The sequence below is a fragment of the uncultured Bradyrhizobium sp. genome, from assembly GCF_947648125.1.
Lineage (GTDB): Bacteria > Pseudomonadota > Alphaproteobacteria > Rhizobiales > Xanthobacteraceae > Bradyrhizobium.
Map to the genome: position 1 here is coordinate 26,690 of NZ_CANSMR010000013.1, position 12,219 is coordinate 38,908.

The 12,219-nt window shown below is 65.5% G+C and carries 12 protein-coding genes; 1 reads left to right on the top strand and 11 read right to left on the bottom strand.

What is annotated here, in order from left to right:
- Positions 1–98: 98 nt before the first annotated feature.
- From Q0030_RS22395 to miaA, 7 genes are all read right to left on the bottom strand, one after another.
- Entirely contained in the window at positions 99–707 is a 609-nt protein-coding gene (locus tag Q0030_RS22395) for a LysE family translocator (RefSeq protein WP_298371764.1), read from the bottom strand.
- A gap of 7 nt (positions 708–714) precedes the next feature.
- The gene (locus Q0030_RS22400; RefSeq protein ID WP_298371766.1) at positions 715–1,593 is read right to left on the bottom strand and encodes an EamA family transporter; all 879 of its coding nucleotides are present in this window, start codon (positions 1,591–1,593) and stop codon (positions 715–717) included.
- 37 nt (positions 1,594–1,630) lie between these two features.
- Positions 1,631–2,326: a class I SAM-dependent methyltransferase gene (locus Q0030_RS22405; protein WP_298371768.1), complete on the bottom strand. Its 696-nt coding sequence runs from the start codon at positions 2,324–2,326 to the stop codon at positions 1,631–1,633.
- 3 nt (positions 2,327–2,329) lie between these two features.
- Positions 2,330–2,872, bottom strand: a complete 543-nt coding sequence (gene ilvN, locus Q0030_RS22410) for an acetolactate synthase small subunit (protein ID WP_229168675.1) — start codon at positions 2,870–2,872, stop codon at positions 2,330–2,332.
- Between the two features lie 21 nt (positions 2,873–2,893).
- Positions 2,894–3,880: a threonine dehydratase gene (locus Q0030_RS22415; RefSeq protein WP_298371771.1), complete on the bottom strand. Its 987-nt coding sequence runs from the start codon at positions 3,878–3,880 to the stop codon at positions 2,894–2,896.
- 13 nt (positions 3,881–3,893) lie between these two features.
- Positions 3,894–5,669 carry an acetolactate synthase 3 large subunit gene (locus Q0030_RS22420; protein WP_298371773.1) on the bottom strand — a complete coding sequence of 592 codons (1,776 nt, stop codon included), beginning with the start codon at positions 5,667–5,669 and terminating at the stop codon, positions 3,894–3,896.
- A gap of 448 nt (positions 5,670–6,117) precedes the next feature.
- Positions 6,118–7,047: a tRNA (adenosine(37)-N6)-dimethylallyltransferase MiaA gene (miaA, locus tag Q0030_RS22425; RefSeq protein ID WP_298371775.1), complete on the bottom strand. Its 930-nt coding sequence runs from the start codon at positions 7,045–7,047 to the stop codon at positions 6,118–6,120.
- On the opposite strand from miaA, the gene serB reads away from it, so the two are divergent.
- Positions 7,046–7,951 (top strand): phosphoserine phosphatase SerB, encoded by a 906-nt coding sequence (gene serB, locus Q0030_RS22430; RefSeq protein WP_298371777.1) that lies wholly within the window; start codon positions 7,046–7,048, stop codon positions 7,949–7,951. The genes miaA and serB overlap by 2 nt on opposite strands.
- 132 nt (positions 7,952–8,083) lie before the next feature.
- Here the strand turns inward: serB and Q0030_RS22435 are convergent, their stop codons facing one another.
- From Q0030_RS22435 to hflK, 4 genes are all read right to left on the bottom strand, one after another.
- Positions 8,084–9,580, bottom strand: coding sequence for a Do family serine endopeptidase (locus Q0030_RS22435; protein ID WP_298371779.1), 1,497 nt, complete (start codon positions 9,578–9,580; stop codon positions 8,084–8,086).
- Positions 9,581–9,851: 271 nt separating this feature from the next.
- Complete coding sequence (locus Q0030_RS22440) at positions 9,852–10,052, bottom strand: DUF2065 domain-containing protein (protein WP_298371781.1); 201 nt, start codon at positions 10,050–10,052, stop codon at positions 9,852–9,854.
- Between the two features lie 93 nt (positions 10,053–10,145).
- A complete protein-coding gene (locus Q0030_RS22445) occupies positions 10,146–11,045 on the bottom strand; it encodes a protease modulator HflC (protein ID WP_298371783.1) in 900 nt (299 codons plus the stop codon).
- Entirely contained in the window at positions 11,042–12,184 is a 1,143-nt protein-coding gene (gene hflK, locus Q0030_RS22450) for an FtsH protease activity modulator HflK (RefSeq protein ID WP_212310485.1), read from the bottom strand. Before hflK ends, Q0030_RS22445 begins: the two co-directional genes overlap by 4 nt.
- Positions 12,185–12,219: the final 35 nt, after the last annotated feature.

Below are 12,219 nucleotides of genomic sequence, written 5' to 3' on the forward strand. Positions count from 1 at the left end.
GGAAGGTCAGAACCGCCGGGCGCCCGCGAATTTCCGGCGTTGTCTAGAGCATTTTTCCCCTCAGGGGAAACCCCCATCTCGCATGGCGCGGTGCGGCATCATGCGTCCATGAAGACCGGGTAGAGCGAGGCCAGTAGCAGGATGGCCATCACCACATTGAAGACGCGGATCGCCCGGGGCGAGGTCAGGACCGGCCGCAGGGCGGTGCCGAACAGCGCCCAGACGATGCAGGACACCGTTCCCAGGATCAGGCTCAGGCCGACCTGGATCGCGATGTTCCAGGGGAAGGCGGCAATCGCCGCATAGGCCGTGATGGTGCCGATCACCATCACCCAGCCCTTGGCATTGATCCACTGGAACATGGCCGCGCCCCAGAAGGTCATCGGGCCGCGGCCGGGCCCGTCGTCCTTGTCCGCCGAGGGCGGCTCGGCCATGGCGATGACGGTCGCGAGATAGACCAGATAGGCGACGCCGCCGTATTTCAGGATCGTCTGCAGCACCGGATAGGCGATGAAGACCGCCCCCAGCCCGACGCCGACCGCACCGACCATGAAGGCGAAGCCGACCGTGATGCCGGCGATGTGGGGCACGGTGCGGCGGAAGCCGTAGGTCAACCCCGAGGACAGCAGCATGATGTTGTTGGGGCCCGGCGTAAAGAACATCACGACGGCAAACACGACAAAGGCGAACAGCAGCGAACTCGACATGGTGCCCTCACGCGACTTTCGGCAGAGCTTTTGGCCGCTTCGACAGCAGCATCACGGCGATGCCGGCGATGACCGTGAGCATGCCGGCGAGCCGCAGTGGCCCGAACCTCTCGCCGAATACGATGCTGGAGGCGGCGGAGCCGACGAACGGCACCAGCAGCGCGAACGGCACCACCTGTGCCGCCGGATAATCCCTGAGCAGCCGGCCCCACAGCCAATAGGCGATACTGGTGGAAACGGTGCCGACAAACAGCGTCGAGACAACGCCGGCCGGCGACAGATGCGACAGCGCCTGCCACATCGGCTTCGCGCCCAGCGTCAGCAGCGACAGGCCGAACAACGGGACCGCCGCACACAGGCACAGCCATGCGAACAGGTCGAACATGCGTGCGCCCTGTGCCGGCCGCAGCAGCAGGTTTCCGATTGCGAACGAGACCGGCGAGATCATCAGGATGGCAAAGGCGGTGACGCTGAAATCGTAGCCGACGGTGCCGCAGATCATCAACAGGCCGACCGCGGCGATCGCGATGCCGACGGTCTGCAACCTCGACGGCAATTCGCCGAACAGCAGCGCGGCAAAGCCGATGGTGAACAGCGCCTGGCTCTGCACGATCACGCTGGTGAGCCCGACCGGCATGCCATGGGCGATGGCGACGGACTGCGCCAGGAACTGGCCGAGAAACAAGGTCAGGCTGATTCCGATCAGCAGCAGCCACGACACCTGACGCGGCTTGCGCAGGAACAGGCACGGCACGGCCGCGATGCCGAAGCGCAGCGCCGTCATCAATTCGGGCGGCAACTCATTGAGCGCGAACCGGGTTGCGACGAACGCAAGTCCCCAGATCACCGCGACCATGACGGCGATGCCAACATCGGCCGGCTTCATTGTTCTTCTTCTTTGGTTCGGTTTGGCTTTGTCGATGCTAGATTTGTTCGTCCGGCTTCGGTTTGCGCAGCAGATAGGTGCCGTGCAGCGGCGCGTGGTAGTCGGCGGCGACCAGGGTGAAACCGGTCTCGGTCAGCATGCGCTCCATCACCCAGCCGAAGGTCGAGTACTCGTCGCGCATATGGGTCATCACGCTTTCGCGCTCGAAATCGTGGTTCTTGATCGAGAAATCGGCCCAGCCCTCGACATCGCGATCGACGCCGTCGGGCATGCTGACGAACACCATGTCACGCAGATAGAAATTCGCGCCGGGCTTCAGCGCGTTGAAGATCCGTGACAGCGCCACCGCCTTCCAGAAGTCGGGCAGATGATGCAGCGTGAACTCGCTGACGATGAGGTCGTAGGAATTCGGCTGATAGGCAAAGGACAATAGCCCGGCCGGCTGGGTCCGGATCCTCGCCTTGCGGTCGCGCGCATAGATTTCGGCAAGCCCGATCATCGCCGGCGAGATGTCGATGGCGTCGACCTCGGCACTCATCAGCGCCGCCTCGGTCGCCAGCACGCCGTTGCCGCAGCCGATGTCGGCGATCCGCCAGCCCGGCTTGACGCCGAGCTTGGTCAGCGCCTGACGGGCTCGGACATCGCTGTCCTCGCTGACGTCATAGATCGAGGCAACCGCGGTATCGAGACCGACCTGCCGCCGTTGCGTGTAGTACCAGTCGCGCGCCAACATGATTCACATCCCTTCCGGCCCACGCGTGATCGCGGCCACCCCGGTTCGTGACACCTCGACCAGGCCCAGCGGGCGCATCAGGTCGATGAACTGATTGATCTTGGACGAATTGCCCGTGATCTCGAACACGAAGCTCTCGGTCGTGGCATCGATCACCCGGGCGCGGAATGCATCCGCCAGCCGCAGCGCCTCGACGCGGTGATCGCCACCGCCCCTCACCTTGACCATCGCAAGCTCGCGCTCGATCGAGCTGCCGGTCAGCGTCATGTCGACGACGCGGTAGACCGGGATCATGCGGTCGAGCTGATGCTTGATCTGCTGGATCACCATCGGCGTGCCCGTGGTGACGATGGTGATCCGCGAGAGATGTTTCTGACTCTCGGTTTCCGAAACCGTGAGACTCTCGATGTTGTAGCCGCGGCCGGAGAACAGCCCGATCACGCGCGCGAGCACGCCGGGCTCGTTCTGCACGAGAACGGACAGCGTGTGCGTCTCGTTCGGATCGTGACGCTCTTCGAGGAAGTAGGCGGATGCGGGCTGGTTCATGGTCGTCCCCTTACATTCTTTTCACGCCACCGCCCGCTGGGCGGCAGGCGCAGCATCCGTCCCGATCCAGGTTCGGAACAGATCGAAATCGATATTGCCGCCGCTCAGGATCAGGCCGACCCGCTTGCCGGCGAGCTTGCTCTTTTCCTGCAGCGCGGCTGCGAGCGCCGCGGCGCCTGCGCCCTCGGCGAGATTGTGAGTGTCGGTCCAGTAGGCGCGGATCGCCTGCCCGACCTCGTCGTCGGTGACCTGCGCGATGCGCGAGGCGCCCTTGCGGATCAGGGCGAATGCATCCGCGTCCGGAATCCGCGTCGCCATGCCGTCGGCCAGCGTGTTGCTGGTCTCGGTGGTCACGATCTTGCCGGCCGCGAACGAGAGCGCATAGGACGGCGCCTCGGTCGACTGCACGCCGACGATCTCGGTCTTCAGGCCGAGCAGGTCGCGCGCCATGATGCAGCCGGAGATGCCGGAGCCCTGCCCGATCGGCACATAGAGAATGTCGAGGTCGGGCGCTGATCGAAACAATTCCAGCGCGTAGGTCGCGACACCCAGCACCAGGTCCGGGTGGAACGACGGCACCATGTGTAGGCCGGCGAACTGGGCGCGGCGCTCTGCCTCTTCGCGCGCGGCCTGAAAGTCCTCGCCGTGCTCGACGAGTTCGGCACCGAACGCGTGCATGGCGCGGTTCTTCTCGACCGAATTGCCGCGCGGCACGTAGATCACCGCCGGCACGCCGTGGCGGCTGGCGGCAAACGCCAGACTCTGGCCATGATTGCCGCGCGTCGCCGAGATGATGCCGGGCACATCGGGCCGCTCGCGCTTCAGCCGCTCGAGATAGACCAGACCGCCGCGCACCTTGAAGGCGCCGATCGGCGTGTGGTTCTCATGCTTGACCACGACCTCGGTGCCGAGCCGCTCGGCCAGCAACGGCCAGGCATACGCCGGCGTCGCCGGCACCGCGGTGCCGACGATCCTGTGCGCGCGCTCGAGCTCGCTGAGATCAAACATGGCCCCCCTCACCTCACACCAGCGCCTTGCCGCCGGCGAAGGCCTTCGCGGTGGCCTCGTCGGTCGCTTCTTCCGGCAGCAGCATCTCGTTGTGCGCCTTGCCCGACGGGATCATCGGGAAGCAGTTCTCGAGCGCCGCAACACGGCAGTCGAACAGCACCGGGCGCCTGATCGAGATCATCTCCTTGATCGCGCCGTCGAGGTCGGACGGCTTGGTCGCCTGCAGGCCGACGCAGCCATAGGCATCGGCGAGCTTGACGAAGTCCGGCAGCGCCTCGGAGTACGAATGCGACAGGCGGTTGCCGTGCAGCAGTTGCTGCCACTGCCGCACCATGCCCATGTACTGGTTGTTCAGGATGAAGATCTTGATCGGCAGCTCGAACTGGACCGCGGTCGACATCTCCTGGATCGTCATCTGCACCGAGGCGTCGCCGGCAATGTCGATCACCAGGCTGTCCGGATGCGCCACCTGCACGCCGACTGCGGCCGGCAGGCCGTAGCCCATGGTGCCGAGACCACCTGAGGTCATCCAGCGATGCGGCTCCTCGAAGCCGAAGAACTGCGCGGCCCACATCTGGTGCTGACCGACTTCGGTCGTGATGTAGGTATCCTTGCCGCGGGTCAGCTCGAACAGGCGCTGGATCGCGTATTGCGGCAGGATGATATCGTTGTTCTTGCGGTAGGACAGCGAGTTGCGCGCGCGCCATTGCGCGATCTGCTGCCACCATGCCTTGATGTCGGGCTTCTTGGCTTCCGCCTTGAACACCTGCAGCAGGTCGCCGAGCACATTGCCGGCGTCGCCGATGATCGGCACGTCGACGCGGATGTTCTTGTTGATCGAGGACGGGTCGATATCGATGTGGATCTTCTTCGAGCCCGGCGAGAAGGCATCGACGCGGCCGGTGATGCGGTCGTCGAAGCGCGCGCCGACGCACAGCATGACGTCGCAATCATGCATCGTCATGTTGGCTTCGTAGGTGCCGTGCATGCCGAGCATGCCGAGCCAGTTCGGCCCCGACGCCGGATAGGCGCCCAGTCCCATCAGGGTCGAGGTGATGGGGAAACCGGTCGTCTCCACCAGCTGACGCAGCAGCTTTGAGGCCTCCGGACCCGAATTGATCACGCCGCCGCCGGAATAGATGACGGGACGTTTGGCATTGGCGAGCAGCGCCACCGCCTTGCGGATCTGGGTCGCATCGCCCTTCACGCGCGGTGTGTAGGAGATGTGAACGTCCGACTTGCGCGGCGGATGATAGGTGCCGGTGGCGAACTGCACGTCCTTCGGCACGTCGACCAGCACCGGACCCGGGCGGCCGGTGGTGGCGACATAGAAGGCTTCGTGCAGCACCTTGGCGAGGTCGTTGATGTCGCGCACCAGCCAGTTGTGCTTGGTGGAGGGCCGGGTGATGCCGACGGTGTCGCACTCCTGGAAGGCGTCGTTGCCGATCAGGTGGGTCGGCACCTGGCCGGTGATGCAGACCAGCGGGATCGAATCCATCAGCGCATCGGTCAGCGGCGTCACCATGTTGGTGGCGCCGGGCCCCGACGTCACCAGCACCACGCCGGGCTTGCCGGTCGAGCGGGCATAGCCTTCGGCGGCATGGCCGGCGCCCTGCTCGTGGCGAACCAGGATGTGCTCGACCTCGCTCTGCTGGAAAATCTCGTCGTAGATCGGAAGCACCGCGCCGCCGGGATAGCCGAAGACATGCTGCACGCCGTGATCGATGAGCGCGCGCACGATCATCGCGGCGCCGGTCATCTGATTGGGATCGTGGCTCTTGTCGGTCATGGTTCGCTCCGGATGCGCTTGTTTTTGCGCGGCTTTTGTCAGTTCTCGTCAGTTCTGTTTCGGGCAATAAAAAGGGGCCCTCGAGGCCCCATGCACACCGCCCGAATTTGGATGGCCGCTAGCCATCCCCGGCGGTGTGCCTGGGTACGACGGCGATAAGGAGTTTGGTAATAATGTTGCGCACGAGACGACCCAGTCTTCCCAAAGGTTGCGCGAACATAGCGGCCAAAGCCCGAATGTCAAGGCAAGGCAAGCAGTTTCGCGATTTTTGAACTGTAACGGGGTTCCAGCCGTTCGGCGAGTGTTTTTGCGCGGCGCAACGCGCATGGCAGACGGGCGCGCGGTGGCGCCGGCCCGGTAGCCCGGATGGGGCGCAGCGAAATCCGGGACGGTCTACCCGCGGGGAATAGACCCCGGATTGCGCTGCGCTCCATCCGGGCTACGGGGGCTATGAGATCCGGCCTTCCAGCCACTCCCTCGCAGCCTCAGGCACCACCCATTCGAATTCCGGCAGCTGGTGGCGAAACCAGGTGAACTGGCGCTTGGCGTAGTGGCGGGTGTCGGCCCGGCCGATCTCGGCGGCGGCCTGCCGGCTGATCTCCCCCTTGAGGTGACGGATCAGCGCCGGTATGCCATGGGCCTTCATGGCCGGCAGCAACGGATCAAGCCCGCGCGCGGCCAGCGCCGCGATCTCGTCGAGCGCGCCTTCATCGAGCATCACACCGAACCGGGCGTCGATCCGCGCGTAGAGCCGCTCGCGCTCCGGCGCCAGAAACAGCGCGTGGAATTGGCCCGGTGGCAGCAGCGGCGGCAGGCCATCGCGATGCCAGTCCGGCAGCGGGCGGCCGGTGGCCTCGACGACCTCGAGCGCCCGCGCGATGCGGGTGCGGTCGCGCGGCTTCAGCCGTTCGGCCGATAACGGATCGCGCGCCGCAAGCTCGGCATGCAGCACCTCGACGCCGCGCTGCTCCAGCCTTGCGCGCACGCTGTCGCGCACATCAGGGGGGATCGGCGGCACCGCCGACAGCCCGCGTGTCAGCGCCTTGAAGTAGAGGCCCGAGCCGCCGATGAAGATCGGCAGGCGTTTGTCGGCACGCGCCTCGCCGAGCACCTTGGCCGCGTCGGTCACCCAGGCGCCCGCGGAGAAATTCACGCCGGCGTCGACATGGCCGTAGAGCCTGTGCGGAACCTGTGCCTCCTCGCCAGCGGTCGGCCGCGCGGTGATGATCCGGAGGTCGCGATAGACCTGCATGGAGTCTGTGTTGATCACGACCCCGCCGGTCCGCTGCGCAAGCTCGAGCGCCAGGGCCGACTTGCCGCTGGCGGTCGGCCCTGCGATAAGCACTGCCTTGTCCAACAATCCTGAATGCGCCTGCATGTCCCTCGTTGCCACGCTGATCTGCAATCCTGCAAGCCCCGCGCTCGACGCCACCATCGTCGACGGTGCGCGGGCCGTGCTGCCCTCACCGGGCCCGGCGCAGTGGCTGTTCAACGAAGTCGCCGTCGACATTCCGTTCGAGAGCCAAGATTCTAGCGGAGACGCCATCAAGACCATCGAAGAGCGCCTGCGCCAGGCCCGCGGCGACCTGCCGATCGACATTGTCGTGCAGCCTCGGATCGGCCGGCGCAAGAAGCTTTTTCTGGCCGACATGGATTCGACCATGATCGGCCAGGAGTGCATCGACGAGCTCGCCGATTTCGCCGGGCTGAAAGCCCATGTCGCTGATATCACCGAACGCGCGATGCGCGGCGAGATCGAGTTCGAGTCGGCGCTGCGCGAGCGCGTCGCCCTGCTCAAGGGCCTGCCGGTCAGCGTCGTCGACGAGGTGCTGGAGAAGCGCATCACGCCGACGCCGGGCGGCCGCGCGCTGGTCATGACCATGCGCGCGCACGGCGCCTATACCTGCCTGATCTCCGGCGGCTTCACGTTGTTCACCAAGGTGGTCGCGGAGAAGATCGGCTTCCAGGAGAACCGCGCCAACCAGTTGCAGGTCGCGGACGGCAAGCTGACCGGCGAAGTGGTCGAGCCGATCCTCGGCCGCGCCACCAAGCTCGCCACCCTGGTCGAGCTGACCGAATCCTTCGACCTCGACGACATCGACACGCTGGTCACCGGCGACGGCGCCAACGATCTCGGCATGATCCAGGCCGCAGGTCTCGGCGTCGCCTATCACGCCAAGCCCGCGGTCGCAGCCGCCGCGGCGGCGCGGATCGATCACGGCGACCTCACCGCGCTGTTGTACGCGCAGGGCTATCGCCGGGATGAGTTCGTCGAGGGGTAGGCTGCGGGTGTCGTCCCGGCGCAGGCCGGGACCCATAACCACCGACGCGCGCTGTCTGGCAAAAGCCGTCGACCGCTTCCTTAATCACTACGGCCACGGCGTATCGGTCCCGGCCTTCGCCGGGACGACGGGTCACTGCACGCCGAGCGCGACGAAGCGCAATTCGCCGTCGCCGTTGGAGACCAGCAGCAGCACGGACTTCTTGCCGTCCTTCTTCAGCTGGTCGACGCGCTTCTTGATGTCGGCGGCGCTGGACACCGCCTCCTGCGCCACCTCGACGATGACGTCGCCCGCCGATAGCCGCTTCTCGGCGGCATCGGAGGCATTGTCGACGCCGGTGACGACGACGCCCTTCACGCTGTCCTTGATCTTGTACTTGGTGCGCAGATCCTTGCTCAGCGCCGCCAGGTCGAGACCGAGCGCCTTCTGGGTCACCGGCTTCTCGGCGGCGTCGTCCTTAGGCTTGGCGTTGGCCTGCTGAGCCTTGTCGTTGTCCTCGAGCCGGCCGAGCGTGACCTTGCGGGTCTCCTCATTGCCCTTGCGGATGACGACGACGTCGACTTCCTTGCCGACCGCGGTGTCGGCGACGATGCGCGACAGGTCCTTGGGGTCCTTGACGTCCTTGCCGTCGAACTTGACGACGACGTCGCCCGGCTCGATGCCGGCCGGCTTGGCCGGGCCCTTGTCGTCGACGCCGGCAACCAGCGCGCCGCGTGCCGGCTTGATGTTGAGGCTGTCGGCGATCTCGTCGGTGACCTGCTGGATGCGAACGCCGAGCCAGCCGCGGCGCAGCTCGCCGAACTTCTGGAGCTGGTCGACGACGCCGGCCACGGTCTTCGACGGCACGGCGAAACCGAGACCGATCGAGCCGCCGGTCGGGGAGATGATCAGCGTGTTGACGCCGATCACCTCGCCATCGAGGTTGAACAGCGGACCGCCGGAATTGCCGCGGTTGATGGCGGCGTCGGTCTGGATGTAGCTGTCATACGGCCCCTGGCTGATGTCGCGGTTCTTGGCCGAGACGATGCCCGCGGTCACCGTGCCGCCGAGGCTGAACGGGTTGCCGATCGCGACCACCCAGTCGCCGAGGCGGATCTTGTCGCTGTCGCCGAACTTGACGGCGGTGAGCGGCTTCGGCGGCTTGAACTTCAGGACCGCGAGGTCGGTCTTCTTGTCGACGCCGACCACTTCGGCCTTGATCTTGGTTCCGTCGTTGAGGATGACGTTGATCTCGTCGGCGTCGGCGATGACGTGGTTGTTGGTGACGACGATGCCCGCGGTGTCGACGATGAAGCCGGAGCCGAGCGAGTTGGTCTTGCGCGGCTGGAACTCGCCGCTCTTGTCGCCGCCCTTGCCGGGCGGGCCGCGGCGGTTCTTGAAGAAGTCGTCGAAGAATTCCTCGAACGGCGAGCCGGGCGGCAGCTGCGGCATCGTCCGGTCCTTGGCCTCGATCGTCTGCGACGTCGAGATGTTGACGACGGCGTCGATCACCTTCTCGGCGATGTCGGCGATGCCCTCGGGGCCGCGTGCAAACGCCGGCACGGAGCTCAGCATGCTCGCAGCACCGATCGAGATCGCAGCTCCCATCATGCGGAGGCGACGGCTCAGGGCTGGTCTGGCAGCGATCATGTCGGAGTTTCTCCAGGCAAACGGGTTCAAATTAGCTGATTGTAGAGTGCGCCCGAACGGGCATATGGCGCAAGCATCTCAGCCGGGCATTTCGGCGAAAAACCGGCTGCAAGAGGCTCACGATTATGTTCAGTCTTGCTTGTCATTCCGGGACGGTCCGAAGGACCAGACCTCAGGGGCGCAATTGCGCCCAGGGGAATCTCGAGGTTCCCCGGTGCGTAATTGCGCACCTGAGGTTCATGCTTCGCATGCTCCGGAACGACAGCTAAATCTAGCGCCGCACCACCCAGATCAGGATCAGTCCCGCGACCGCCGAGCCGATGCCGACGATGCGCAGGATGTTGTCGGGTGTGGCCAGCGCGCTCTTCATCGCCCGGCGCATCCAGGCGGGGCTTGCCGCAAACAGGATGCCTTCGAGCACGAACAGGATTCCCAATCCGATGAGGAAGTCGCCGAACGCTATGGACTTCATCGGATGGCAGCCTCCCGCTCGATGCTTGTTGTTGTTGAGTGGCGGCGACGCGGTGTCCGCATCGCCGCCAAGTCTTGATGTTTAGTCGTGACGTTACTGTTTCGGCGCGGCGGCCGCCTCAGGCCCCTTGCCGTTCGCATTGCCGAAGTATCTGAAGAATTCCGAGTCCGGCCGCAACAGGAAACGTGTGTCGCCGGAACGCAGACTGTTCTCATAAGCCGTCATCGAGCGATAGAACGCGAAGAAGTCCTTGTCCTTGCCATAGGCCTCGGCGAACAGGCGGTTGCGCTCGGCATCGCCAGCACCGCGGGTTTGTTCCGCGGCCGAGTTCGCCTCGGCGACGATCACGGTTGCTTCGCGGTCGGCCTTCGAGCGGATCTCCTGCGCCTTCTGGTCGCCCTGGGCCCGGAACTCGGCCGCTTCGCGCTGACGCTCGGACTTCATCCGGTCGTACACCGCCTGGCTGTTCTGCTCCGGCAGATCGGCGCGGCGGATCCGGACGTCGACGACCTCGATGCCGTAGCCGTCGGCCTCCTTGTCGAGCTGCTCGCGAATCCGTGCCATCAGCTTCTCGCGCTCGTCACGCACCACCGTGATGAAATTGACCTCGCCGAGCACGCGGCGCAGCGCCGCGTTGAGCAGCGTGGTCAGCTGCAGATTGGCGGCCTGGATCGAGCCGACGCTGGTGTAGTAGCGCAGCGCATTCTTGATGCGATAGCGCGCGAAGGCGTCGACCACGAGCCGCTTCTGGTCGGAGGCGATCACTTCCTGCGACGGGTTTTCGAGATCGAGGATGCGCTTGTCGACGTTGATCACCGAATTCCACGGCGCCTTGAAGTGCAGGCCGGGATCGGTGACGACCTCAACCGGCTCGCCGAACCGCAGCACGATGGTCTGCTCGGTCTGCGCCACGGTGAACATCGAGCTGTAGCCGACGGCGAGCACGATGAAGAGGATGATGAGGGACACAATGCCGGTGACAGGGGACCTCATCGGGTGGCTCCCTGCTGCTGGCCGGTCGTGGCCGGCGCAGCTGCCGGACGCCGCGGCGTCAGTTCGCCGAGCGGAAGATAGGGCACGATGTTCTGGCCCTGGCCGCCGTCATAGACCAGCTTCTCGGAGCTACCGAGCACGCGTTCCATGGTCTCCAGATAGATGCGCTCGCGCGTCACTTCGGGTGCCTTCTTGTATTCATCATAGACTTTCAGGAAGCGTGCGCTCTGGCCCTTGGCCTCGGCGACCGCCTGCTCCTTGTAGCCCTCGGCGGCCTGCAGAATCTGCGCGGACCGACCACGCGCTTCCGGCACGATCCGGTTGGCGTAGGTCTGCGCCTCGTTCTGCTTGCGCTCGAGGTCGGACCGCGCCGCCTGCACGTCGCGGAACGCGTCGATCACCTGCGCCGGTGGATCGACCTTCTGCATCTGCACCTGGGTGATCTGGATGCCCGCGCTGTAGTTGTCGAGCGTCTTCTGCATCAACTCCTGGACGTTCTGCTCGGTCACGTTGCGCGCCCCGGTCAGGATCGGCTGGATCTGCGAGCGGCCGATCACCTCGCGCATCGCGCTTTCGGCAACCGCCTTCACGGTGCCTTCGGGATTCTGGATGTTGAACAAATAGGCACCGGCCCCGCCGGGCTTGATCCGCCACAACACGGTGAAGTCGACGTCGACGATGTTCTCGTCGCCGGTCAGCATCAGGCTTTCTTCCGGCACGTCGCGCATGGTGCGGCCGCGCCGTGCAGGATCGTCGATCAGGGTCATGCCGATCGAGATCGTGTTGACGCGCAGCGCCTTCGGCAGCAGCACCGTCTCGATCGGATACGGCAGGTGATAGCGCAGGCCCGGCTGCGCGTCGCGGACGTATTTGCCGAAGCGCAGCACGACGCCGAGCTCTTCGGACTGGACGCGGAAGATCCCGGTGGCGAACCAGATCGCCAGCGCGGCGACCAGCACCAGCGCGATGCCCATGCCGCTGAAATGACCGCCGGGCAACCACTGCTGCAGCCGGTCCTGGCCGCGCCGCAGCAGATCCTCAAGATCCGGCGGCCTTGGCCCGGCTGACTGCGGACCTGTGCCCCATGGCCCTTTCGGACCCGAGCCCCATGGCCCCCCGCCTTGATTTTTCCACGGCATCAAACATCTCCTCGGCAAGTCCGGACGGGACGCCC